The sequence below is a fragment of the Psychroserpens sp. BH13MA-6 genome (genome assembly GCF_052983595.1).
On sequence record NZ_JBRJGE010000002.1, the window covers coordinates 511,835 to 538,102 of the forward strand.

At 37.1% G+C, this 26,268-nt stretch carries 17 protein-coding genes; 13 read left to right on the top strand and 4 right to left on the bottom strand.

The annotated features are described in order from the left end of the window. The first annotated feature begins 31 nt into the window (after positions 1–31). Genes ACU8DI_RS06845 through ACU8DI_RS06855 form a run of 3 tightly spaced genes read left to right on the top strand, consistent with a single transcriptional unit; the run spans position 32 to position 2,832 of the window. Positions 32–1,048, top strand: coding sequence for a DHH family phosphoesterase (locus ACU8DI_RS06845; protein ID WP_447112016.1), 1,017 nt, complete (start codon positions 32–34; stop codon positions 1,046–1,048). Further along, the gene (gldI, locus tag ACU8DI_RS06850) at positions 1,045–1,584 is read left to right on the top strand and encodes a gliding motility-associated peptidyl-prolyl isomerase GldI (RefSeq protein WP_447112017.1); all 540 of its coding nucleotides are present in this window, start codon (positions 1,045–1,047) and stop codon (positions 1,582–1,584) included. The genes ACU8DI_RS06845 and gldI overlap by 4 nt, the downstream gene beginning before the upstream one ends. A 21-nt stretch (positions 1,585–1,605) precedes the next feature. Next, positions 1,606–2,832, top strand: coding sequence for a peptidylprolyl isomerase (locus ACU8DI_RS06855; RefSeq protein ID WP_447112018.1), 1,227 nt, complete (start codon positions 1,606–1,608; stop codon positions 2,830–2,832). 62 nt (positions 2,833–2,894) lie between these two features. Here ACU8DI_RS06855 and ACU8DI_RS06860 read toward each other — a convergent pair whose 3' ends face one another. Further along, positions 2,895–4,358, bottom strand: coding sequence for an aminoacyl-histidine dipeptidase (locus ACU8DI_RS06860; protein ID WP_447112019.1), 1,464 nt, complete (start codon positions 4,356–4,358; stop codon positions 2,895–2,897). A gap of 229 nt (positions 4,359–4,587) precedes the next feature. Here ACU8DI_RS06860 and ACU8DI_RS06865 point away from each other — a divergent pair, with 229 nt between their 5' ends. From ACU8DI_RS06865 to ACU8DI_RS06875, 3 genes are all read left to right on the top strand, one after another. Beyond that, positions 4,588–5,658: a DUF3810 domain-containing protein gene (locus ACU8DI_RS06865; protein ID WP_447112020.1), complete on the top strand. Its 1,071-nt coding sequence runs from the start codon at positions 4,588–4,590 to the stop codon at positions 5,656–5,658. 79 nt (positions 5,659–5,737) lie between these two features. Then, positions 5,738–8,713 carry an amidohydrolase family protein gene (locus tag ACU8DI_RS06870; RefSeq protein WP_447112021.1) on the top strand — a complete coding sequence of 992 codons (2,976 nt, stop codon included), beginning with the start codon at positions 5,738–5,740 and terminating at the stop codon, positions 8,711–8,713. 10 nt (positions 8,714–8,723) lie between these two features. Then, the gene (locus ACU8DI_RS06875; protein WP_447112022.1) at positions 8,724–10,034 is read left to right on the top strand and encodes an amidohydrolase family protein; all 1,311 of its coding nucleotides are present in this window, start codon (positions 8,724–8,726) and stop codon (positions 10,032–10,034) included. A 65-nt stretch (positions 10,035–10,099) separates the two neighbouring features. On the opposite strand, the gene ACU8DI_RS06880 is transcribed toward ACU8DI_RS06875, so the two are convergent. Together ACU8DI_RS06880 and ACU8DI_RS06885 are read right to left on the bottom strand one after the other, a co-directional pair. Then, positions 10,100–10,906 carry a DUF6503 family protein gene (locus ACU8DI_RS06880; RefSeq protein ID WP_447112023.1) on the bottom strand — a complete coding sequence of 269 codons (807 nt, stop codon included), beginning with the start codon at positions 10,904–10,906 and terminating at the stop codon, positions 10,100–10,102. 102 nt (positions 10,907–11,008) lie between these two features. Next, the gene (locus tag ACU8DI_RS06885; RefSeq protein ID WP_447112024.1) at positions 11,009–15,418 is read right to left on the bottom strand and encodes a DUF7619 domain-containing protein; all 4,410 of its coding nucleotides are present in this window, start codon (positions 15,416–15,418) and stop codon (positions 11,009–11,011) included. Between the two features lie 179 nt (positions 15,419–15,597). Here ACU8DI_RS06885 and ACU8DI_RS06890 point away from each other — a divergent pair, with 179 nt between their 5' ends. Next, a complete protein-coding gene (locus ACU8DI_RS06890) occupies positions 15,598–16,398 on the top strand; it encodes a TrmH family RNA methyltransferase (RefSeq protein WP_447112025.1) in 801 nt (266 codons plus the stop codon). On the opposite strand, the gene ACU8DI_RS06895 is transcribed toward ACU8DI_RS06890, so the two are convergent. Further along, positions 16,391–17,761: a choice-of-anchor L domain-containing protein gene (locus tag ACU8DI_RS06895; protein WP_447112026.1), complete on the bottom strand. Its 1,371-nt coding sequence runs from the start codon at positions 17,759–17,761 to the stop codon at positions 16,391–16,393. The two genes, ACU8DI_RS06890 and ACU8DI_RS06895, sit on opposite strands and share 8 nt — an antisense overlap. A gap of 67 nt (positions 17,762–17,828) precedes the next feature. Here ACU8DI_RS06895 and ACU8DI_RS06900 point away from each other — a divergent pair, with 67 nt between their 5' ends. From ACU8DI_RS06900 to ACU8DI_RS06925, 6 genes are all read left to right on the top strand, one after another. Continuing rightward, positions 17,829–19,070 (top strand): M48 family metallopeptidase, encoded by a 1,242-nt coding sequence (locus ACU8DI_RS06900; RefSeq protein ID WP_447112027.1) that lies wholly within the window; start codon positions 17,829–17,831, stop codon positions 19,068–19,070. A gap of 76 nt (positions 19,071–19,146) precedes the next feature. Further along, positions 19,147–21,351 carry a RelA/SpoT family protein gene (locus tag ACU8DI_RS06905; RefSeq protein WP_447112028.1) on the top strand — a complete coding sequence of 735 codons (2,205 nt, stop codon included), beginning with the start codon at positions 19,147–19,149 and terminating at the stop codon, positions 21,349–21,351. A gap of 27 nt (positions 21,352–21,378) precedes the next feature. Then, on the top strand, positions 21,379–21,834 hold the full coding sequence (locus ACU8DI_RS06910) for a Fur family transcriptional regulator (RefSeq protein WP_447112029.1): 456 nt from the start codon (positions 21,379–21,381) through the stop codon (positions 21,832–21,834). Positions 21,835–21,846: 12 nt separating this feature from the next. Continuing rightward, complete coding sequence (locus ACU8DI_RS06915; RefSeq protein ID WP_447112030.1) at positions 21,847–23,118, top strand: adenylosuccinate synthase; 1,272 nt, start codon at positions 21,847–21,849, stop codon at positions 23,116–23,118. Positions 23,119–23,188: 70 nt separating this feature from the next. Further along, the gene (locus ACU8DI_RS06920) at positions 23,189–24,994 is read left to right on the top strand and encodes an OstA-like protein (protein WP_447112031.1); all 1,806 of its coding nucleotides are present in this window, start codon (positions 23,189–23,191) and stop codon (positions 24,992–24,994) included. Further along, positions 24,994–26,175: an aspartate aminotransferase family protein gene (locus tag ACU8DI_RS06925; RefSeq protein WP_447112032.1), complete on the top strand. Its 1,182-nt coding sequence runs from the start codon at positions 24,994–24,996 to the stop codon at positions 26,173–26,175. The genes ACU8DI_RS06920 and ACU8DI_RS06925 overlap by 1 nt, the downstream gene beginning before the upstream one ends. Positions 26,176–26,268: the final 93 nt, after the last annotated feature.

Genomic DNA, 26,268 nt, shown 5'->3' on the forward strand with positions numbered 1-26,268 from the left:
CGCATATTAAAAAATTGTATCTTCGCCTTCTATGAATAGAAATGACATCCAAAACATCAAATCGCTTTTAAGTAGCCCTAAAAACATTGTAATTATTCCGCATAAAAATCCTGATGGTGACGCTATAGGGTCTATATTAGGTTTATACCATTACTTAAAAACCTATCAACATCAAGTCTTGGTTATTGCTCCTAATGACTATCCTGATTTTCTGAAATGGATGCCAGGCGAATCTACTATCCTAAAATATGAGGCTGATGCTTCCCATTGTGATACCATCATTGAAAAGGCGGATCTCATATTTACATTAGATTTTAACGCGCTCAATCGCATTGGAGCGATGGAATCTATAGTGGCCAATTCTAAAAGCATTAAGATTATGATAGACCATCATCAGCAACCAGATAATTATGCCACTTATACGTATTCAGACGTAAGCATGTCTTCAACATGTGAGATGGTATACAATTTTATATCTTTTCTCGATGATGCTCACAAAATAGATGCCACTATTGCGACATGTTTATATGCAGGAATCATGACAGACACCGGATCATTTCGGTTTCCATCTACTACAAGTAAGACCCATGAAATTATTGCTAAGTTGATTGAGAAAGGCGCCAATAATTCAGACATTCATAATCGTATTTACGACACTAATAGTTATAACAGGCTACAGTTATTAGGACGTGCACTGAGCAATCTTAAAGTGATTCCAGAGTATCGTACAGCCTATATTACGCTTACCCAAGATGAACTTAACAAATTCAACTTTAAAAAAGGCGATACCGAAGGTTTTGTAAATTATGGTCTGTCTTTAGATGGTATTATTTTTGCCGCTATTTTTATCGAAAACCAGCAAGAGAATATCATTAAAATTTCCTTGCGTAGTAAAGGTGATTTTTCAGTGAATGAGTTGTCCAGAACACACTTCGGTGGTGGTGGTCACACGAATGCTGCAGGAGGAAAAAGCGATTTAAGCTTGAGCGATACCATTGATAAATTTATTAGTATCTTGCCCTCTTATAAAGAAGACCTCAAAGCATGAAACTATTTTTAAAATTATTAATTCTGACCTTAGTTCTAGTCGGCTGTAAATCTCCAGAGGCTAGACAACCTGTAACGGTAACTTCAGGTTCTTTTATAAAAGAATCGGCCGAGCGAAACAAGAAACTCAACCAAAGAGAACGTCAACGTATTGAAGCCATTATGGCTCAAAACCCAGAGTTTGATTACGTCGCCTCAGAAACAGGGTTTTGGTACTATTATCATACCAAAGTTGAAAGAGATACAATTACTCCAGGCTTCGGAGACATTGTCAATTTTGATTATGACGTGCGTGACCTTCAAGGTCGTACCATTTATTCGGAGCAAGAAATAGGGACTCAAAATTATGCGATGGACCAAGAAGAACTATTTACTGGTCTGCGTGAAGGTTTAAAACTCTTGAAACCTTCCGAATCAGCTACCTTTTTATTTCCATCACAAAAAGCCTATGGCTATTATGGCGATAATCATAAAATTGGCACCAATATTCCTTTAATGGTAAAAGTAACCGTCAATAATATTCAACAAAACCAATAAATAAATATTAAAAACAACAAAATGAAATTGATTAGTAAAACACTACAAATTTTAATGCTATGTCTACTCGTAGGCCTCACCTCATGTAAGGAAGAATATCCAGACTTAGAGGATGGACTTTATGCCGAAATTGTTACAAGTAAAGATACCATGCTTGCCAAACTGTTCTATGATAAAGTGCCGTTAACGGTTGCAAATTTTGTCGCGTTAGCAGAGGGTAATCATCCTATGGTTAGTGAACAGTACAAAGGCAAACCCTTTTTTGATAGCTTAACATTTCATAGAGTGATGGATAAATTCATGATTCAAGGTGGTGATCCATCTGCTAATGGAACTGGTAGTCCGGGTTACCGATTTACTGCCGATTTTGATCCAGATTTAAAACATGACAAAGCTGGTATTTTGTCTATGGCAAATAGTGGTGGTTTTAATACTAATGGTAGTCAGTTTTTTATTACTGAAGTGCCCTACCCTAGCTTGAACGCTTATGATGACCAAGGCAATTTAAAACCATGTGATCAACCTAGAGTTAGTTGTCACTCAGTTTTTGGTGAACTCATTAAAGGGATTGATGTTCAGGATGCAATTTCCAATGTTGAAGTGGAACCTAGAACAAACAAACCAATTGAAGATGTATACATTCTGAAAGTGAACATTCTACGAAAAGGTTCTGATGCCAAATCATTCAATGCTCCTAAAATATTCGAGGAAGAATTACCGAAAGTAGAAGCTGAAATCAAACAAATTCAGGAAGATAAACGAATTAAGGCGGAGCAAGAACGTAAAGAGCGTGAAGAAAAAATCGCTGCGGCATCTGCAAAAAAGAAACCAGTTTTAGATGACTATACCTCCAAAACGACGGAACTTCCTTCTGGCTTGAAAAAATTTGTCATCACGAAGGGAACAGGACCTCAACCAAAACAAGGTGACTCAGTAAAAGTATATTACGAAGGTTATTTTTTAGATGGTCGTTTATTTGATAGTGATCGTGTCGAAATCGCTAAAGAATACGGCATGTTTAATCAGAGACGCATGGATGCGAATGCTTATGGCCCAACAAAAATGCATGTACATCCTGACGCTCGCATGATTGCTGGATTTAAAGAAGCTATCGCGTCTTTATCAGTCGGAGATAAAGCCTTCTTTTACTTGCCATCTCATTTAGCATATGGTCAACGTGGTAACAGAGGAATTCCGCCAAATACGGATTTAACATTTATTGTTGAATTAGTTGGAATCGTCGATTAAAATTCAATTTAACGTTTAAAAAAAGCCTTTCGTTATGAAAGGCTTTTTTTATTTTTATCTGCTTACTTCTTGGGAATGTTCTTTAATATTTCCAATACAAACTGCCAATACTTCTGAGTGGATGATATTTGTGCGCGTTCATCTGGAGAATGAGCGCCTTTAATATTTGGCCCAAAGCTAATCATATCCATATCTGGATAATTAGTCCCGAGTATACCACACTCTAAACCTGCATGACAAGCTGCTACATGCGGTTCTTCGCCACCATTCAATGATTTGTAAAGCGGCACCATCACTTTTAAAATGGCACTATCCATGTTGGGAGTCCATCCTGGATAATCACCAGAGAACGTGACTTCGCAACCGGTAAGCTCAAAAGTGGCGCGCAGCATATTGGCAAGATCCCATTTAGAACTCTCTACAGAACTTCTAGTGAGACAACCAATTTTTATGTGTCCGTCTTTCACAATCACACGAGCCACATTATTAGAAGTCTCTACTAAATCCTTAATATCTGCACTCATCCGATACACACCATTTAAAGCCGCGTAGAGCGCACGTGTAAGTCCTTCTTGCACTCCTAAATCCATGATGCTTTGAGGGGTTTCCATCTTATCAATTTCCACGGTTAAGTCAGGTTCCATGGTTTTATACTCTGTTTGAATGGTTTTTATTAGCTGAGCCATTTCGGAATTAAAGGCCTCTTCATGGACTGCATCAATAGCGACCATAGCTTGGCTTTCTCGAGGAATAGCATTACGCAGACTGCCACCATCGATTTCAGAAATTCGTAAACCAAAGTTCTCGAACCCATCAAATAACAATCGGTTCATGATTTTATTCGCATTACCTAATCCTTCATGAATTTGCATGCCTGAATGGCCACCTTGAAGACCTTTAACCACAATTTTAAAACCGATTTTAAATTCTGGAGTCTCCTCTTGCTCGTAAGTTCTTGTTGCCGTGACATCCACACCGCCTGCACAACCTACACCGATTTCATCATCTTCTTCGGTATCGAGATTTAAAAGGATCTCACCATTTAGTAAACCACCTTCTAAGCCCATCGCACCTGTCATACCTGTTTCTTCATCGATTGTAAAGAGTGCTTCTAATTCAGGGTGTGCAATGTCATCACTCTCTAATATGGCCATGATAGTCGCGACACCTAATCCATTATCGGCACCAAGTGTGGTTCCCTTAGCTCTTACCCAATCACCATCGACATACATATCAATACCTTGAGTTTCAAAATCAAAAACGGTATCGTTATTCTTTTGGTGTACCATATCTAAATGGGATTGCATGACCACCGTTTTGCGATTTTCCATACCAGGTGTTGCTGGTTTCTTGATGATGACATTACCTACAGTATCTTCTATGGTTTCTAATCCGAGACTTTTCCCAAAATCTTTCATAAAAGCGATCACACGTTCTTCCTTTTTGGATGGACGAGGCACTGCATTTAGGTCTGCGAATTTATTCCAAAGTGCTTTGGGTTCCAATTGTCTTATTTCTGAGCTCATAGCTATAATGGTCTTTATAATTAGTAATCGTTGCGAAGTTACAAATTGCAATTAAAGTGACCTACCACCTTAAGAAAAGCTTCAAAAAAAGTTCATCGACACCACGAACCTTACTCGCTACTCCTGATTGAAGTGACATCCTTTTGGCACAAAAGATATAACGGAAAGCAGGACACAAACATCTGAAACTTTCACAAGGATAGGGTTCTAAAAATTACTATTTTTGAAGATGCTGAAATCAAAAAAAACGATTCTTGCGCTGTCTATCATTCCCCAAATCCTACTTCTAAAGGTCTTGGCACTGTATCCTCATTTCGTGGAATCATTTTACAGTCACGGCCTTTACATCTGGATTTCTAAAGGAATGCGCTATGCTTTTGGTTGGTTGCCATTTTCGGTTGGAGACCTCATTTATACCTTATTAGGTATTTACATTTTACGATGGCTTTTCGTGAATCGTCATCGCGTCTTGAAAGATTTTAAGCGTTGGCTATTAGATGTGTTTGCTGCCATCTCCATTGGGTATTTTGCCTTTCATTTATTGTGGGCTTTTAATTATTATCGTTTACCGCTTCATCAATCCTTAGACATTGATCATGATTATACGACGGAAGAATTGGTGAAACTGACGAATCAGCTGATTGATAAATCCAATGGGCTTCAAAATGCATTGGCACCTACCGATTCTACAAAAGTGTTTATGCCATATTCTAAAGCCGATGTATTGAAAATGGTCCCTGAAGGTTATGATGAATTGGCTAAAGAATTTACTTATTTAGCCTACGAGCCTAGAAGTATTAAACGTTCTATTTACAGTCTACCTCTCACCTACATGGGTTTTTCAGGTTATCTGAACCCATTTACGAATGAAGCTCAGATAGATGGCTTAATACCGAGCTATAAGTTTCCAACCACAGGAAGTCATGAAGTAGCGCACCAGCTTGGTTATGCTGCCGAAAATGAAGCTAACTTTATTGGAAGTATGGCTGCGATGCATCACAATGACCGTTATTTTAAATACTCTGGCTACACTTTCGCGTTGCGCCATTGTCTGCATGAACTATATAGACGAGACAGCATTATGTACGAACAAATGGTAGTGAAAGTGAATTACGGAATTATTGAAAATTATAAGGAAGTACAAGCATTTTGGGATGCTTATAAAAATCCGACGGAACCTTTATTTAAGGCCACATACAATAATTTTCTAAAATCAAACAACCAAGCTGGAGGTATGGAGAGTTATAGCTATGTTGTAGCGCTTTTAGTCAATTATTACAAGAAAAACAGTCTAGATTAAACGTTAAAAATTAAATTTATAAAGATTCTTACTATTCTTATTTTTATCTTTAGAAGGTAATATTAATCAACCATTATATATGAATAAAATCACGTATGCGATTGCATGCTGTTTTTGCAGCTTTGCATTATTTGCACAAGACTACTTCCCCAAAAACGACGGTGTAAAAACCAAGAACACGAGTTATCAAGCATTTACAAACGCCAAAATTTATGTCACACCCAATCAAATAATTGACAATGGCACATTATTGATTAAAGATGGTAAGGTGGTTGCATCCGGCACATCGGTCACTATTCCAAAAAATACCAATGTTACAGATTTAGAGGGCAAAAGCATTTATCCATCCTTTATTGACATTTACTCAACATTTGGAGCTAAAAAACCGGAACGTGCCAGTGGTGGTCAAGGTCCGCAATACGAGGCCAATCGATCAGGCTATTATTGGAATGACCATGTCATGCCTGAGAATAAAGCCATTTCAAAATTCGAATTCGATTCTAAATCGGCAAAAGAACTTTTAAACGCTGGTTTTGGTGTGGTAAATACGCATATTGAAGACGGAATTATAAGAGGAACAGGAACTCTTGTGGCTCTTAACACTGAAAATGATAATGCCACAAGGATTATTGATCCGAACTCAGCGCAATATTTTTCTTTCAGTAAAAGTGTGACTTCTAGACAATCTTATCCTAATTCCATCATGGGAAGTATGGCCTTATTGCGTCAAATGTACTATGATGCCGATTGGTACGCTAAAGGAAATAGCGAGACTCGAGATTTATCTTTAGAAGCTTTAAATGCCAATAAGAATCTCGTCCAAATATTTGGTGCAGGCAGTAGAGCCAATGCGATGCGAGCAGACAAGGTTGGTGATTTATTCGGAATCCAATATGTCCTACTTGGCGGTGGTGATGAATATGAACGTATTGAGGATGTCAAAGCATCTAATGCCACCTATATTATTCCTGTGAATTTCAGAGCACCTTATGATGTTGAAAATGCATTTTTAAGTCGGTCACTATCATTAAGTGATATGAGAGCTTGGAACCAGGAACCAGCCAACCCAAAAGTGCTTTCAGACAATAACGTACGCTTTGTTTTTACAACCCACGATTTAAAATCACCTAAAAGTTTTCTGTCTAATGTCATTAAGGCCGTTGAATATGGATTGCCTAAAGAAAAAGCCTTAGAAGCGCTCACGACGATTCCAGCTAATGTCTTGGGTAAAGACTCAGAAATTGGATCACTCAAAACTGGAGCTTACGCTAACTTTTTAATTACTTCAGGAGATTTATTTGACAAAAAAACAACCCTTTTTGAAAATTGGGTTCAAGGTCAAAAGACAGTCTTAGAAGATATGACGATTAAAGATGTGAGAGGCGATTATACATTCAATTTAGCAGGAGACAGCTATGAGATGACACTTAAAGGCGACTTATCTAAATTGAAATCTGAAATCACCAGTGATGGTAAAACACGAGGCTCTAAAGTATCGTATTCTGATGATTGGCTCACAGTGGCCATGACGACTAAAGATTCCACTGAACAAAAATTTATTCGTTTGGAAGCCCGCGTTTCTAGCGGCAATGCCTTGAATGGTAAAGCCTTCTTTCCTGACGGTAATGAAATGACCTTTTATGCTTCAAAAAAAGAAGCTGGTGAGGCTAATCCAGATAAAAAGGGAGATGATAAAAAAGACGAAGCCAAAGAAACCATGCCTGTCACCTATCCTAACATGGCTTATGGTTTTACGGAATTACCAAAACCTGAAACCCTCCTATTTAAAAATGCGACGGTTTGGACCAATGAAAAAGAAGGGATCCTCGAGGAAACAGATGTCCTGATTAAAAACGGTAAAATCGCTAAAATTGGAAAAAACCTCTCAGATAATAGTGCTACGGTTATTGATGCCACAAACAAACATCTTACGGCAGGTGTTATTGATGAGCACTCACACATTGCAGCAGCCTCCATAAATGAAGGTGGCCAAAATTCTTCTGCGGAAGTTTCAATAGAGGATGTGATTGACGATGAAGACATTGATATCTATCGAAATTTGGCAGGTGGTGTCACTTCCATTCAAATTTTACATGGCTCTGCCAATCCTATTGGAGGACGCTCAGCTATTATTAAATTAAAATGGGGAGAATCTGCCAATAACTTAATCTATGACGACAGTCCGAAATTCATAAAGTTTGCCTTAGGGGAAAATGTCAAGCAATCTAATTGGAATAGTTTTTCAAGATTTCCTCAAACTAGAATGGGTGTTGAACAATTGTATGTAGATTATTTTAGTAGAGCAAAAGCCTATGATGAACTGAAGAAAAGCGGCAAACCTTATCGAAAAGATATTGAAATGGAGGTGCTTTCAGAAATTTTAAATAAAGAGCGTTTCATTTCCTGCCATTCTTATGTACAGAGTGAAATTAATATGTTGATGAAAGTTGCAGAGCGCTTCAACTTTAATATCAACACCTTTACGCATATATTAGAAGGCTATAAAGTGGCTGATAAAATGGTAGAACATGGTGTTGGAGGTTCTACATTTAGCGACTGGTGGGCTTATAAATACGAAGTTAACGATGCCATCCCTTATAATGCTGCCATTATGCATAACGCTGGTGTTACAGTGGCGATTAACAGTGACGATGGTGAAATGGCACGACGCTTAAATCAGGAAGCTGCAAAGTCTGTAAAATATGGAGGTATCAGTGAAGAAGAAGCTTGGAAGTTTGTGACGCTTAATCCTGCAAAATTATTGCATATTGATGAGCGCGTTGGAAGTTTGAAAGTTGGTAAAGATGCAGATGTCGTGCTTTGGTCTGATCATCCTTTATCTATTTACGCCAAAGCAGAGAAAACCATCATTGAAGGCGTTACTTATTTTGATTTGAAACGTGACGAAATGATGCGCGCACAGATAAAGAAAGAAAAAAGCGAATTAATTAATCAAATGATGCAAGCCAAAAATAAAGGTCTTAAAACACAACCCATAAAAAAGAAGGAGAAAGATCAGATGCATTGCGATTACTTAGACCATGAACAACATTAAAAAACGACACATGAAATATTTATCAATACATTATACAGTGCTGATGTTCTTGAGTATATCTATTGGATATGCACAACAGACACCTGCACCCAAACAAAGTAAAGCCATCGCTATTACAGGCGCTACAGCACATATTGGAAATGGTAATGTCATAGACAATAGTATTATTGTTTTTGAAGATGGCATTTTAAAAACGGTTGCTGATTTTACAACGGTCAAAATGGATTTGAACGGTATGGAAATCATTGAAGCCAATGGCAAACATGTCTATCCTGGATTTATTGTACCAAATTCCACGCTAGGATTGGTAGAAATAGATGCAGTAAGAGCTACGGATGATGACAATGAACTGGGTTCTTGGAATCCGCATATTCGAAGTCTCATTGCCTATAACGCTGAATCTAAAGTAGTAGAATCCATGCGGCCAAACGGTGTACTGTTAGGACAAATAACGCCTCGAGGAGGTCGTATTTCAGGCACCTCTTCAATTGTTCAGTTTGATGCTTGGAATTGGGAAGATGCTGTTATTAAGGAAGATGATGGTATTCATATGAATTGGCCTAGTAGTTTTACCAGAGGTCGTTGGTGGCTCGGTGAAGACCCAGGAATGAAAGTGAATAAAAACTATGATGAGCAGGTTCAAGAAATAGCAGATTTTTTCAGTGAGACAAAAACATATGCGAGATCAAATCCGTCCACAGTTAATTTACTCTATGCTGCTACTGAAGGCCTGTTTGATGGCAATAAAACCTTATTTATTCATGTAGATGATGAGAAAGGTATCACAGACGCGATTAACTTTAGTAAAAGTCATGGCGTGAGTTCAACGGTGATTGTTGGCGGTTATGAAGCTTATAAAGTCACAGACTTATTAAAGAAGCATAACATTCCTGTTTTATTAACACGTGTTCATTCACGTCCTAATCAAACAGATGACGATTATGATTTACCGTTTAAATTAGCGAAATGGTTGTCGGATAAAGGTGTTGTGGTTGCTTTAGAAACGAGCGGACAAATGGAACGTATGAATTCTAGAAATCTTCCATTTTATGCAGGTACTACGGTAGCTTACGGATTGTCTAAAGAGAAAGCCTTGGAATTAATTACATTAAATCCAGCTAAAATCTTAGGAATAGATAATGCTTATGGAAGTTTAGAAGAAGGAAAAAGCGCTACCCTTTTTATCAGTGAAGGTGATGCTTTAGATATGAGAACCAATAGCCTTACACATGCTTTTATTGACGGTCGAGAGTTAAGTTTAGAAACCCATCAAACCGAACTATGGCAGCGTTATTCTAAAAAGCTAAGTGAGAAGGACTAATTAAAACATCCTAGAATAAAGCCCTGTAATTTGATAAATATACAGGGCTTTTTTTATGCCATAGATTACTCTACAATTCTAGCATTTTCAGGTTTTTTGAATAGCGATGGCTCCAACATATTTGCATCAATTGTGACATTAACAAATTGTACGTCGTTTCGTTTTGAAGTAGGTAGATTATTCTTATAATTAAACCAAGTCAGAGTCTCTGGTAATAACAAACCATTTACTTTTTGCCATGAACTATACTTTATAAATTGAAACTCCTTCTCTTTTTCTTTTGAAAAATAAGTTACTGTATATCCTAACCAAGCCATTTTGTGCGTCTTAGAATCATAGTATAAAATGTACTCATCATCTGGTGATTCCCCTATACCACTTTCATATGACACTTTAATGCCAGGATAAGATTGCCCTTCAAAAACTAATGGATCGGTTTCTTCATAGATGATGCCATCATCAGCCAAAACAAAAGGCATAGCATAAAAGTAAAACATGAGATTGTAATAGAACTTAGGCTTCCCTTGGTAAGTTGCTGTATCCTTCTTGTGGAGCCATACATCACTACCATCAAACCCTATATCATGATTTGGCATTTGTATTAAGGAGTATCGATGTTGTAAATCGGTAGTTGTAACTTCATCACCTGATGGCTTTGGCATTGTGAATTTGAGTGTTTTCATTTGTTGCCACGTATCCAATCCTCCATGCGCATCGAACACACGCGTCACAGCTTCAGGATAGATCGTCGTGGTGACATCCAGCTCCTCTTCAGCATAATTTATAGATTCGACATGCGTTGATGTTTTTTCATTTTTACAGGCAGTTGTCAATAATAAAAGAACAATGAGTACTAGGTTGTAGAATTTCATAAAATTATAATTTAGTTTATGGCTTAGACGTAGTTATTGTAAAACATTTACAAAAAAAGCCTCAGATGTCTCCGAGGCTTCATTAAAAGTGGTAATTTTCCCTTATTCGATAACCAACTTCTTTACCATTTGATTTTTTTGATTGTTCACTTTTACAAAGTACATACCACTTTGTAGTGCTGAAACATCAAGTGTTTGTATCTGATTTCCTGTAAGTTGTGATTCCAAGACAATTTTCCCTTGTAAATCCAAAATGCTGATTTGTATGTTTTCAACAGGGTTCGGAAAAATAATGTTTAACCTATCTTTAGCTGGATTAGGCGATAATTGAAATGACAAACTTTGAATTTCATTTACCGAAAGATTCTCCTCAACAAATTCACTATCAAATCGATTGGTAATGACAGGCGCATTATAATCAAAATATATCGCTGCAGTATTTGGGATGATATCTCCAACCACATAACCAGCTAATGGTTTTATTCTGAAATACACAAACCCTTGACTTCCCTCTAAATCATCTTGCTCGGCTGGTAAATTAATGTCCTCAAAGAACCATTCTAATTCATTATCTGTTCTAGTCACTACATAATCATGGCTTGATCTTAGCATTTGGAATGTGGTTTCATCTAATTGATTATCCAGCATATCATTAATTCTTATAAAGGTCGCAGCAGCAGTTCCTAAATTCTGAAAACGAATCGTATAGTACAAGTATTCATCAGACGTAACAAATGCATTGTAGTCAATTCTCGGTCCGTGTGCTTCCATTTTGTCATTTGGATCCCAAGACCCAACCACTACTTCAGAAAGTGTTGAATAATTATTATCACCCACCATATCATTACTATCCGTGACATAAGTCGCGCTATTCGTCACAATCTCACCAAGTTCAACCGACGCAGGACATGATAATGATATATATATCACCTCACTTTGACCAGGTTGCAAATTGACGAAATCCAAATTAAAACCAGTCGCTGTGGTTGTAACCGTATAGTTGGGGTTCACATTTGTAACGGCATTAAAGACCAATTGTGGATCTAATTCAAAAGCTACAGATCCTGATGTAATTGTTGAAAACCCTAAGTTTTCTAAAATTAATTGATTTGTATGTGAAAAACCAGGTCTTGGTGGTGCCCAAGTACTCACCAAGTACACGGCCAAGTCCTCACAGTCTTGTTCTTCAACTATTGGGAAATGGACATCAATGGTTTGACCTGTTGCCACTGAAACGTTTTCAAAAATTGGTAAGGACACATCGTAGCATCCAGCAGATTCTTCGTATAAATTATAGGTAATATCGTAGGTATCGGAAGGATTCGTACTAAGAATTTGAAAGCTTCCGGACGATGAAGTTACTTCATTTATAACACCATCATTGTTCAGTTCATATGTAAAGTATCCATTGAGGAAATTCACCTCATTGGCATCCAAGATATTATTGGTATTAGAATCAACAAATGCTTCAATATCAATAATTCCAATGTCACTCGTACACTGAACATCAAAATCAAACACCTCTGTACAACAGGAATTTCCAGTTTGACAACTTACAGAGCCATCAGTATTAAATAAGACCGACAATTGACTGCCTGTTGACACATAAGACAACCCAGTAAAATCACCATTAATACCATAAGGTTCGTTCGGATTTAATATATTGCCATCAGAGTCTAGTACAACAATTTGATCATAATTCACTTCTGTACCACCAGAATTAAATGTCACAATGAGCGGTAAGCCATCTGTGCTCTCAAAACTAAATTCGGTAGTGTCATCATTACCATAACAATACGTCGTATTTACAGGACCATCATCACAAACCACAAATTGAAAAGGGTTTGAACGTGTTGTAAAGCTTTCTTCCGTACAACCTTCCGCGTCTCCATTAGCGTTGTAGGGCACAATGCTGACATAATACGTGGTTTCGTATTCTAGAGAGCCAAGGTCTAAGGATTGTACATTTCCGACATCTTGATTATCAATAATTTCAGTGCCACCTGAAGTGATTCCTACTGAAACGGTATAACCATCAACCAGCACACTAGCAGGACTCCACTCTAAAACCACATCTTCATCAACGTCAACTGCTTGATCTAAAGGCGATGTTAAGGATGCATTACAATTTGGAATCGCTGTTGTATCAACACAAGAAATATCAATATCAAGAGGTACGTACCCATTAGTCGCACAGCTTGCAGAAATATCAGCATCTACATAAATCGTTAAGGTACTTCCTGTTGATACAAATGAAAGTCCTGTTAAATCCCCATTATTACCATAAGGATTACTGCCATTCAAATTTGTAACACCATCAGAATCAATAACCACAAATTCATCCCAATTCACTTCTACAAAACCAGCGTTCACTTGAGCAGTAATCTGAGAACCATTGGTACTTTGAAAACTATAAACAGTGATGTCGTTATTAGCATAACAAAAGGTCACATTAACAGGACCATCTTCGCAAACCACATCGACAGGACAGGAACTATTAGTAATGAGATTAAAATCGGTAATTTCAAAACAATAATCATTGATATTTTGAACTTTCACATAAATTGTAGCTACTTGTTGCGTAGGCGAGTATGCCGTTGGATTCGAAATAGCATTGGAACCATTATAAGCCGAACTCAAATCTGGATAATAGTTAATGATGAAGTTCGCTTCTGGAACACCGCCTAACATTTCATCAGTAACCGACGTTAAATCATAAGTCGCATTGGTCCCACAATTAAATAAATCTGACGGTTCTACTAAAGCTGGAGTAATACCTTCATTAACAACAACGCTCGCTGTACCAGTACATCCTGTGGCAATATCAGTAACAGTTACAGAATACGTTCCAGCGGTAAACACCACTATTTCAGGGTCTGTTGCACCTGTACTCCAAGCGTAAGTATACAAATCACTCACACCATTAACAAAAGGCGTTAAGACAATCTCAGAACCTGAACAAACCGTATAAGGACCGTTGAAATCCACATTAGGGACCATATTGGCAATTAATGTCAAAGTCGCAATTCCGACATTTCCGGAACCGCCTTGCTCTACTCGAACATAAATAATTTCAGGAGTGCTGGTATTTGTATAATTTGTAGGATTAGATATTGGATTGACTTCAGCAATAGCATTCGTTTCCGACTGATAGTATGTAAAAGTATAACCAGAAATATCCTGAACACCTAGGATGGTCTCGTTCAACATGGTTAGGTCAAACACCTCTGTTCCATTTGGGCCTTGAGTACAAACTTCGATGGTTACATCCTGTACACTCAAACAAGTGATATCAACTATTAAATCTAAACTGGCGGTCGTAAAACAGGTCCCTGAAGATGAACTCACTCTTACGTATATTGTTTGTAGATAAGGGGTAATATTCGAGTAATTGAGCGGTAGCGCATTGGCACCTGCATCGGCATCAAATAGTGTCTCATGAAACGTCACCAGCAAATCAGGTACATTACTACCATTTATAATCTCTGATAGCTTACTAGACAAGTCAAAGTTCATGAAACCATCACCATCATTATCACATTGAACAAATGGTGTAGGTGGCACAAAATCATTGAAATTTGCATCTGTAACTTCAAATGAAGTAAATACCGAACATCCAAATTCAGTGATCACCTGAAATTGATAGGATCCCGTTTGAGTGATATCTAAATCTGGATTTTCTTCATTCGGAATTAAAATTCCATCATAATACCAAGCAAAAGTGTTACCTGTTGCAGAAAAACCAGAATCAACATTGAGTGTTGTTCCATTACAAAGTGTATAGACATCCAATAAATCAATATTGGGAACACCATTTACAATTAAATCAAAAGACGTTTGCTCAAAGTTACCAGTTGCTAATTGATTAACATTAACATATATGGTTTGTGGGTTGGTGAAATTTGTAAAAGGGCTTGGAAGAGGATTCGTTTGATTATCCGCATCTATTTGTGTTAAATAATAGGACACTTCATAATTGGCAGGATTTAAATTACCTAATATTTCAGCGTCTTTGGATTGTAAATCGAAAACCGCTGAACCACCACCAAGATCGTCACAAGCCAGAAAATCTGAAGGTTGATTAATTGTGAAAGGTCCTGCAACGCAAAGCACTTCTGCCAACCAACCTGAACTCGTACCTGCACCATCACTTACAAAGTTTAAGGTTAAACAACCCGTTGGATTAGACGCTTGTGATGGTGGAAGATTGGGGGAAGTACCAGAATATTGAGCAATAAGCTGACTACTTGTTGAATCACCGTTATATACATAAAGGATATCGGTCTGCGTTTGCGTAGAAAATTCAATTAAAGAAAAAATTACTTGTCCGCCTGCTTCTTGCGGACAAAGGGTCAATGTTAAGTTTTCATTGTTTCCGTAATTGGCATTGGATCCACCAGAATCTGTTAAAAGAAAATTGCATTCGGTCCAACTACCATTTTGCATGGTAAGTTCTTGCGTAAAGCTTAAACAGGTAAAAAACAAAAAAGCAAAGCGTAAAAATTGTTTCATAATCAATTGTTTTGGTTGGGTTGTTTTAAGTAGAAATAATTACAGTAAATGGAGACACTTATATAACAAGCCACTTTAGAAAATTCCTACTATAAAAATTTAAAAAAATTGACTGCCTTGTAAAACCTTTGTTTTAGTGTAATTTTGTAGGGATATAAATATACTTAATTGTAAATAGAATGCCGCATAAAATAATAACAAGTACCCAGAATGCCCTAGTAAAACAAATACTTGTTTTAAAGGATAAATCAAGAGAACGTAAAAAGTCTGGTTTATTTATTATTGAAGGCCAAAGAGAATTATCACTAGCCATTAAAGCTGATTATAAAATTCAAACACTGTTATTTTGTGCTGATTTCATTGAAGAATCCGAAATACAAAATTTGGAATTAGTTGATGCCTCTATGATTGCCATATCAAAAGAGGTCTTTCAAAAATTAGCGCATCGTGGAACGACCGAAGGCATCATTGCGATTGCTCATGGTAAATCACGTGAAATCCAACAATTAGAATTTCAGCGTAAAAATCCGCTCATACTGGTAGCTGAAGCACCTGAAAAACCCGGTAATATTGGTGCGCTTTTGCGTACGGCTGATGCTGCAAACGTAGACGCAGTGATTATCGCTAATCCGAAAACGGATTTATATAATCCTAATATTATAAGATCAAGTGTGGGTTGCGTATTTACGAATCAAATAGTGATGGCAGACACCAAAACTATTATCACCTATTTAAAATCCCAAAATATTTTCATTTACTGTGCGGCACTTCAAGCATCTGTTCAGTACGACTCACAAGATTACAAGAAGGCAACTGCCATCGTTGTTGGAACTGAAGCTACGGGACTCAGTGATGACTGGTTAGAACATGCAACGCAAAATATCATCATTCCTATGCAAGGGGACATAGACAGTATGAACGTGTCTGTTGCTGCAGGCATTCTCATTTTTGAAGCCAAAAGGCAGCGACAGTTTATTTAAGCACTTTTTTGAACACTGTGCCACTATCTGAAATGAGTTCTATCAGATACATTCCATGATCCCAATTTGAAAAATCAACGCTTATAGTCTCTTCGTTATTTACAGATGTTGATAATAGCAATTGACCATTCATATTGTAAACCACAATTCCCTTTATGCGTTTTTGTGGGCTTTCAATAAATAATTGATCATTGATGGGATTAGGGTAAAGTGTGATCTCATGTATTTGTTGGTCTTCAAGACTTAATAAATCAGGGTTGATTGTAATACGGAAACTATTAGTGATTCGCGTTCCTGTGTAAGCATTTTCCATACTGACATAAATAGTTTCCAACGCAGACGTATTGATATAAGTTTGCGGGTTTGCAATTGGATTGATTCCTAATTCTGCATCTGATTGCGAGGTATGATACTGAAATAAAAAAGAATACATTGTGGTATCTATACTTCCAAGCATCAGAGCTTCACTTTGAGTAAGATCAAATATTTCTATGCCATTATCATCTAAATCCACAATCGCTATATCTTGTGGATTTTGATCCATCACTGGAAATGCACCAAAAGAATCATTGCGCACAAAAAGTGCAGAATCTAATGCGGTATCTATAGCATCGGCGGCGACTATTTTAATTGAGTAAGGACTCCCAATCTCTAAATCACCTACAAGCGTAAAAACTTGTGTTTGGCCATTTAAATCAATAGGAGATTGTTCTGCAGGAATGGATGGCGCGAAATTAACCAAATAGTTGTAGCGTTCAAAATACTGGGAGTTCATAGGTGGACATACCTCACTTACACCTCCATTCACAGTTGTAATAGAAATAGGCGTGTTAGTACCAGGAACCAAAGCTATATTTTCTGTCACACCTGTAGACAGATTCGTAATATATACAGCGAAAGCATCAGAGAACGTACATTCGAACGTACCAGTATAATCCTCAGAAGCTAATAAAAAATCCAAGCTTATCATTTCAACATTTGCGACAAAATCAAACTCCAGAAGCGATGCATTCCAAGAAGTCGTACCAAATGAAGCATCTAATTGTGGGTCTCCTAACCAATCGAAACTTCCAGTGCTCACTTGACTCGTATTAGGACCTGCAATAAGATCAACGTCTCCCGTTGCCAAAACGATACCTTGCTCTAAGGGGAATAAAGAACCTGTGTAGCTGAATGTTCCAATACCATTTTCCGAACCAAAATTATTACCAGAACTCAGGTTAAAATTTGTTGCAGGGAAATTCGGATTTCCAATGAGACTATTTTGAATCACCACTTGAGGGTCTGTACTACCAACAATGGTCATTTGCGAAAAACCAAAAAAGGATGTCATCATTAAAAATGTAAATAGAACTATTTTCATAACTGTAGGTGCTTTTATTTAATGTAAATTTGCTATCACGGGAAAGATACGATTTTTTTATTGCCTTATGAACTCAAACATATTATTCGCTTTAATTATAGGTATTATCATCACTAATTTTATCGTTGATAAAGTATTGGACTATCTCAATGCAAAACATTACAATGATCCTATTCCACAGGAATTAAGCGATGTGTATGACAAGGATGCCTACAAAAAGTCTCAAGCTTATAAAAAAACAAATTATAAGTTTGGTTTTTGGAGCTCTTTATTTTCTTTAGTCCTTACACTTGGCTTTCTAGTATTTGATGGCTTTGAAATTGTAGATAGTATTGCAAGAAATTACAGCAATCATCCCGTTGTTATCGCGCTTATTTTCTTCGGAATCATTATGTTGGGAAGTGATCTTATTGCAACACCTTTTAGTTATTATAAAACCTTTGTGATTGAAGAAAGGTTCGGTTTCAATAAAACGACACGAAGTACATTTTGGTTAGATAAGGTAAAGGGTCTCTTGATGATGGCTGTAATTGGTGGCGGCATATTGGCCTTAATTGTTTGGTTTTATCAACTAACACAAGCATCCTTTTGGTTATATACTTGGGGCGTGATTACAGTCTTCACCTTGTTTATGAACATGTTCTACTCTAAGCTTATTGTGCCTATTTTTAATAAACAAACACCCTTAGAAAACGGTACGCTTCGCGATCGAATTTCTGAGTATGCCAATTCTGTTGGATTCAATCTTGAAAAGATTTTTATTATCGATGGCTCCAAACGAAGTACGAAAGCTAACGCGTATTTTTCAGGCTTCGGAAAAGAAAAACGGGTCACTCTTTTCGATACCTTGGTCAATGAATTAGATGATGAAGAAATTGTCGCGGTCTTAGCGCATGAAGTAGGACATTACAAAAAACATCATATTATCATCAATTTATTGGCATCTGTTGTTTTAACAGGTTTGACGCTTTATTTATTATCTATTTTTATCTCGAACCCATTGCTATCACAAGCTTTAGGTGTCGAAAAAGCGAGTTTCCATGTAGGCCTGATTGCTTTCGGATTGCTATACGCACCTATTTCAGAAATAACAGGATTATTCATGAATTACTTGTCGCGTAAATTTGAATATCAGGCCGATAATTTTGCCAAAGAAACCTTTGCAGCCGCACCTTTAATAAGTTCTTTAAAAAAATTATCTAGAAATAGTTTGAGCAATTTAACGCCACATCCTGCTTATGTTAGAGCGCATTACTCACATCCTACTTTATTGGATAGAGTTAAAAATTTAAGAACGAAGACCAATTGATACCGCTGTTTTCTTGTCCTAAACAAAACTGACAAAACTCATTGCACAATACATTTCTTATGCTTACTTTAGTTCTATGACAGAAGAAGCTATAGAAAAAGAAAATGCTGAAATTGCTAAAGCCTACAAGGAGCTTCTTAAAGTAAGTTACCAAACGCTTACCAAAGAAGATAAAAAACTCATTCGCCATGCCTTTGAGGTGGCTTTGGATGCCCATAAAAATCAGCGTCGTAAATCTGGAGAAGCCTATATCTTCCACCCTATTGCTGTGGCAAAAATTGTAGCAAGTGAAATTGGTCTTGATGGTACTTGTATTGCAGCAGCGTTACTTCATGATGTGGTTGAAGATAATCCCGATTACAGCATCGATGATATCGAACGCTTGTTCGGTGAAACCGTAGCGCGCATTGTAGATGGATTAACGAAGATTTCCTCTTTAAGTAAAGATGCGAACGTCTCGACACAAGCTGAGAATTTCCGAAAAATGCTTCTAACGCTCAATGATGATGTGCGTGTGATTATTATAAAAATAGCAGATCGGCTTCACAATATGCAGACCATGGATTCCATGCGTCGCGATAAGCAAGAAAAAATAGCCTCTGAAACCTTATATATTTATGCCCCTTTAGCCCATAGAATTGGACTCTACAACATAAAAACAGAACTCGAAGATCTTGGATTAAAGTACACAGAACCTGAAGTTTACAATGATCTTTTGGAGAAAATGCAGGAAAGCAAAGAAGCGCAAGACGACTATATTAAGACCTTCTCAAAAGCGATCAAAGATTCTTTGGATAAAGAAGGCTTGAACTATGAAATCAAAGGGCGACCAAAATCCATTTACTCGATTCGAAAGAAAATTGTAAAACAAGGTGTGGATTTTGATGAAGTTTACGACAAATTTGCTGTCAGGATTATTTATAAATCCGATTATAAAAACGAAAAATTCTTGGCTTGGAAAATCTATTCCATAGTGACTGATAATTTTATTCCTAACCCAACCAGATTAAGAGATTGGATTTCATCACCAAAATCTACAGGTTATGAAGCACTTCACATTACAGTTATGGGACCTAAAAGTCGCTGGGTAGAAGTTCAAATTCGAAGTGAACGTATGAACGAAATAGCTGAAAAAGGCTATGCTGCGCACTACAAGTATAAGCAAGGAAATGCAGAAGATGCTTTAGATACATGGATAGATAAACTTCAGGAAGCTTTAGAAAGCAATGAAACCAATGCTGTTGATTTTGTTGAACAATTCAAACTGAATTTATATTCCAAAGAAATATTCGTATTCTCGCCTAAAGGTGAACTCAAATCACTTCCTAAAGGGGCTACACCTCTAGATTTTGCGTTTAGTATTCACACAGAAGTTGGTATGAAAACAAGAGGCGCTAAAGTCAATGGAAAATTAGTGCCTTTGAGTTATGAATTAAATAGTGGTGAGCAAGTTGAGATATTGACTTCAGAAACCGTTAAGCCAAACAGAAACTGGTTGGATTATGCGACAACGGCAAGAGCGAGAAGTAAAATCAAATCGTCTCTAAAAGCGGAGAAGAAAGACGTGGCTGAAGAAGGCAAGGAAATTTTAAGACGAAAATTAAAACAACTTAAAATTTCCCTAGATGAAAAATCTGTGAACGAGATGGTCAATTACTTTAAACTGAAAACCAGTTTGGATTTATTCTACCGTGTTGGTATAGGTACCATCGATAATAAAATGCTCAAAGATTACGCATCGTCCCGTAGTAATATGTTTATGAGTTACATCAAAAACAAAATACGGAAACCAACAGTTGCTCCAGATTTGGATAAGGACGAGATTACTTCTAAGTATGATCAACTAGTATTTGGAAAAGAAGAACAGAAATTGGATTATAAATTGTCTGAATGCTGTAATCCTATTCCAGGTGATCCTGTATTTGGCTTTTTAACTATTAATGATGGCATAAAAGTTCACAAGAAAAATTGTCCAAATGCCTTAAGCTTGCAATCCAATTATGCGTATCGTATCATGCAAGCAAAATGGATTGACTCTTCACAACAAGAGTTTGCGACGCAAATCAAACTCTCTGGAATTGATAATTTAGGATTGGTCAATAATATCACCAAAGTCATTTCTTCCAACATGCATGTAAATATGAAAAGTATCAGTTTTGAATCTGATGACGGTGTGTTCACAGGAAAAATCAATGTTGTGGTTACGAACAATACGATGCTCAATAAGCTGATTGAAAATCTCAAAAAAATTAATGGGATAGATAAAGTTAGTAGAGTATAAAAATTGTGTAAATTTGCACCTTGAATTATGAGTAAGAAAACAGAACAGACAAATCAAGAGATTGTAAAAAACGTCTTTACAAAGTTTCTTGAGGAAAAAGGGCATAGAAAAACGCCTGAGCGCTATGCTATTCTTCAAGAGATATATGATAGTGAAGAACATTTTGATATAGAATCATTGTATATCAAAATGAAAAACAAGAACTACAGAGTAAGTCGTGCAACCCTTTATAATACGATTGAGATTTTGATGGAATGTGCTTTGGTTAGAAAACACCAATTTGGTCAGAATCAAGCGCATTATGAAAAGTCTTATTTCGACAAGCAACATGATCACGTCATATTAACCGACAGTGGTGAAGTTATCGAATTCTGTGATCCTCGAATTCAAAGCATAAAAAAAACAATTGAAGAGGTGTTTGATATTTCCATCTCAAACCACTCCCTCTATTTTTACGGCACAAAAAATAAACCAACCAACTAATTTAATTACAAAATGGCAGTAGATTTACTACTAGGATTACAATGGGGCGATGAAGGCAAAGGAAAAATTGTCGATGTACTCACCTCCAAATACAACATTATTGCGCGTTTTCAAGGTGGACCAAATGCAGGACACACCTTAGAATTTGATGGCATCAAACATGTCTTGAGAACGATTCCTTCTGGTATTTTTCATAGCGATTCTATCAATGTTATTGGGAATGGTGTGGTCATAGATCCTGTGGTATTTGTTCAAGAATTAGATGGTCTCGATCAATTCGATATTGATTATAAATCCAAACTCATCATCTCACGCAAAGCACACGTGATTTTACCAACACACCGCTTATTGGATGCCGCTTCAGAGACGGCTAAAGGCAAAGCAAAAATTGGTTCAACGCTGAAAGGTATTGGACCAACATATATGGATAAAACAGGTCGTAACGGTATTAGAATTGGCGATCTAGAACTGCCTAATTGGAAAGAAAAATACCGAGCGCTTGCGAATAAACACGAAGCGATGATTGGATTCTACAACGTCGATATCCAATACAATTTAAAAGAATTAGAAGATGAGTTTTTTGCAGCCGTAGAGCGACTTAAAGAACTTCAGTTTATTGATAGTGAAGAGTATTTAAATCAAGCCCTCAAAAACGACCAAACAATTTTGGCCGAAGGTGCACAAGGTTCATTACTGGATATAGATTTTGGAACGTATCCATTCGTCACATCATCCAATACCACAGCATCTGGCGCTTGTACAGGTCTTGGTGTGGCACCAAATAAAATTGGTGAAGTTTTTGGAATTTTTAAAGCGTATACAACTCGTGTAGGATCTGGTCCCTTCCCTACCGAATTATTTGATGACACTGGTGCTGAAATGGCACGAATTGGTCATGAATTTGGAGCAGTTACTGGACGTCCGAGACGTTGCGGATGGTTGGATTTAGTCGCTTTGAAATATGCTTGCCAAGTGAATGGCGTTACACAATTAAGTATGATGAAAGGTGATGTACTCTCTGGTTTTAAAACCTTAAAAGTGTGTACAGCCTATAATTATAAAGGAGAAGTGATTTCTCATTTGCCATTCAATATTGAAGAAGAGAACGTTACACCTATCTACACAGAATTTAAGGGCTGGAAAGAAGACCTTACTAAAATGCGTGCGGTTTCTGAATTCCCAAAGGAATTGAATGATTACATTTCTTTTCTCGAAAAGGAATTGGAAATCCCAATCACCATTGTTTCTGTTGGACCTGATAGAACACAGACCATCAATAGATAGGTATTAAAAATCTGTTAAGGCATACTATTCCCTTCGGATTATAGTTATTTTTGGCATAAAACCATTTACCTTGAATCTAGTTTTTAGATATATAATTGTTGCAGTTTGTTGTTTATCAGCACTCTACTCCTATTCTCAGAAACCAAAAAAAATATATATTGAATATTCAGGTTTTACGGTTAAGGATTCCCTAACTGGACCGAACGTCGTGACGTTTGTAAGAAGTGATCAATCCCAAATACATATTGTTCATGAAGGTGTAGACATGTGGTGTGATAAAGCCTTGTATTATCAAAATGAAGACTTTATTGAGGCTTTTAGTAATGTACGAATGAAACAAGGCGACACGATTAATATGACCTCCAAATATGTAGAATATAGTGGGATTACACAACTCGCTTTTGCTGCTGGCGATGTTGTTTTAACAGAACCACAATCGGTGTTAACTACAGACACACTGTATTTTAATAGGATCAAACAGCAAGCGTATTACAAAAGCAAAGGAAAAGTGGTTCGTGATTCCTCAGGGACGATTACAAGTCAGATAGGTCGTTACTACATGAATGACAGGAAATATCGCTTTTTGAAGGATGTTGTATTAGTCAATCCCGAATACACACTTGAGACCAATCAACTTGACTTTTATTCTGAAACAGGACATGCCTATATGTACGGACCTTCGACCATTGTTGGTGATGTCAGCAAAATCTATTGTGAACGTGGTTTTTATGATACCAATAATGACACCGGCTACTTTATAAAGAATTCAAAAATCAATTATGATAATCGCGAAATTGAAGGTGACAGCCTCTATTTTGATAGGAATAAAAGTTTTGCTTCGGCATCAAATAATATTAAAGTCACAGATACGATCAATAATAGTGTGATTAAAGGGCACTATGCAGAAGTGTTTCGTGCCAAAGACTCGGTATTTATTACAAAAAGAGCGCTGGCAATTTCAGTTCAAGAAACAGATTCGATCTACATTCATGCAGATACCTTAATGGTGACTGGAAAACCAGAACACCGGATTACAAGAGCCTATTACAATGCCAAGATGTATAAAAGTGACATGAGTGGTAAGGCAGATTCTATACATGCAGATCACAAAACTGGTTTAACACAACTCATCAATTTAAAACGATTTTCAGATGGTGATGCCTTTTCAACCAAGCGGAAACCAATCATCTGGAATTTAGGGAATCAAATGACGGGTGACACGATTCACCTCATTTCGAATGTAGAAAAAGAACAACTGGACTCTCTTAAAGTTTTCGACAATGCCTTTCTGATAAGTAAAGACACACTAAGTCAGGATGGTTATAATCAGATTAAAGGGCAAAAACTCATTGGACTCTTTGAGGATAATGAATTGTATAATGTGGATATTATCAAAAATGCTGAAGTCATTTATTATACACGAAATGAAACAGATACGACATTAATAGGGATTAACAAATCGAAATCTGGAAGTATCAATTTACAATTTGATGGACCTTATAAGAACATTACTTTAATCAATCAAATAGATGGTGATATTTATCCTGAGTCTCAATTTCCTGAAAATGCCCGAAGGTTTCGCGGATTTGATTGGCGAGGCGATGAACGCCCCATAAGTGTTGAAGATTTGTTTAGCGATGATCCACCTTTAATACTTCCTACAATCAAAGGTTTAGCACCATTTGTTGAAGATGAAGAGTTTATTAATGAAGCGTTGTTAGAACGTGTGGAGGAAGCTGGTAAAAAAGATAAAGACGAAGTCAATAAGGCAGGAAGACAGCTAAAGAGTTTTAAAAAAATTCAACCTAAACAGGACCAAACAAAAAAGAAAACGCCTAAATTGAATGCGCCTTTAATTAATAAAAAAGGGAATTAGTGAAAGCAGATTTTCTTAAATATCAGGCTCAAACAACACCACATCCTTTAGCCATGAACATTTCTCATGCTGAAGGATCTTATATTTACGACACAGATGGTAAAGCGTATCTTGATTTTGTAGCAGGTGTTTCAGCTTGTAGTTTAGGTCACCGACATCCGAGGGTCGTGAATGCTATTAAAACACAATTAGACCGTTACATGCACGTCATGGTCTATGGCGAATATATCCAAGAACCTGCTGTAGAACTGGCGAAACTTTTAGCACAACACCTTCCAAAGAGTCTGGAAACAACGTATTTAACTAATTCTGGAACGGAAGCCATTGAAGGCGCCATAAAATTAGCAAAACGCGCTACTGGTCGTGGAAATATAATTGCCGCTCATAAGGCCTATCACGGAAATACCATGGGTGCTATGAGTGTCATGGGCACCGAAGAAAGAAAACGAGCTTTTAGACCTTTAATTCCTGGCGTGAGTTTTATCAACTTTAATCAGGTTGAAGAGCTCGATAGCATCAATTCTGATACTGCTGCAGTTATTCTGGAAACCATTCAAGGTGGTGCTGGTTTTATCGAGCCTCAAGCAGATTATCTCAAAAAGGTGAAGTCACGCTGCGAACGTGTTGGCGCCTTATTAATATTAGATGAGATACAACCGGGTTTTGGTAGAACAGGTCGACTTTTTGGGTTTGAAAATTACGACTGTATCCCAGATATTTTGGTCACTGGAAAAGGCCTTGGAGGCGGCATGCCTATTGGTGCCTTTACAGCCTCTAATAAACTCATGTGTTTGCTTCAAGAGCAACCAAAATTAGGACACATCACAACTTTTGGCGGTCACCCAGTGATTGCAGCCGCAGCGTTAGCTACAGTGAAAGAGATTACGACGTCTAACTTAATGTCTCAGACCCTAGAAAAAGAAGCGCTTATCCGTAAACATTTACAACATCCTTTAATTACTGAAATTCGTGGTAAAGGACTTATGCTTGCAGCGATTTTGCCATCTTCAGCGATTGCAGATGAGGTAATTTTAACATGTCAACAACACGGATTAATATTGTTTTGGCTACTTTTTGAACCACGTGCTATCCGAATTACACCGCCTTTAACCATTTCAAACGATGAAATTATTGCTGGTTGCCAGATCATTTTAAATGTTTTAAATACTATTTCGGCATAGTTTGTGCATTTAAGACTTCATCATAATTGATTGATATTTTGACACATAGAATGGTTTATGTTAACCAACACTAAAGCTGTTAATTAATTTGTT

Coding starts and splice junctions, on each gene's coding strand:
- ACU8DI_RS06865 (WP_447112020.1), top strand. CDS start 4,588: ATGCTGAAATCAAAAAAAACGATTCTTGCGCTGTCTATCATTCCCCAA.
- ACU8DI_RS06890 (WP_447112025.1), top strand. CDS start 15,598: ATGCCGCATAAAATAATAACAAGTACCCAGAATGCCCTAGTAAAACAA.
- ACU8DI_RS06875 (WP_447112022.1), top strand. CDS start 8,724: ATGAAATATTTATCAATACATTATACAGTGCTGATGTTCTTGAGTATA.
- ACU8DI_RS06880 (WP_447112023.1), bottom strand. CDS start 10,906: ATGAAATTCTACAACCTAGTACTCATTGTTCTTTTATTATTGACAACT.
- ACU8DI_RS06895 (WP_447112026.1), bottom strand. CDS start 17,761: ATGAAAATAGTTCTATTTACATTTTTAATGATGACATCCTTTTTTGGT.
- ACU8DI_RS06870 (WP_447112021.1), top strand. CDS start 5,738: ATGAATAAAATCACGTATGCGATTGCATGCTGTTTTTGCAGCTTTGCA.
- ACU8DI_RS06900 (WP_447112027.1), top strand. CDS start 17,829: ATGAACTCAAACATATTATTCGCTTTAATTATAGGTATTATCATCACT.
- ACU8DI_RS06845 (WP_447112016.1), top strand. CDS start 32: ATGAATAGAAATGACATCCAAAACATCAAATCGCTTTTAAGTAGCCCT.
- ACU8DI_RS06915 (WP_447112030.1), top strand. CDS start 21,847: ATGGCAGTAGATTTACTACTAGGATTACAATGGGGCGATGAAGGCAAA.
- ACU8DI_RS06885 (WP_447112024.1), bottom strand. CDS start 15,418: ATGAAACAATTTTTACGCTTTGCTTTTTTGTTTTTTACCTGTTTAAGC.
- ACU8DI_RS06860 (WP_447112019.1), bottom strand. CDS start 4,358: ATGAGCTCAGAAATAAGACAATTGGAACCCAAAGCACTTTGGAATAAA.
- ACU8DI_RS06910 (WP_447112029.1), top strand. CDS start 21,379: ATGAGTAAGAAAACAGAACAGACAAATCAAGAGATTGTAAAAAACGTC.
- gldI (WP_447112017.1), top strand. CDS start 1,045: ATGAAACTATTTTTAAAATTATTAATTCTGACCTTAGTTCTAGTCGGC.
- ACU8DI_RS06905 (WP_447112028.1), top strand. CDS start 19,147: ATGACAGAAGAAGCTATAGAAAAAGAAAATGCTGAAATTGCTAAAGCC.
- ACU8DI_RS06855 (WP_447112018.1), top strand. CDS start 1,606: ATGAAATTGATTAGTAAAACACTACAAATTTTAATGCTATGTCTACTC.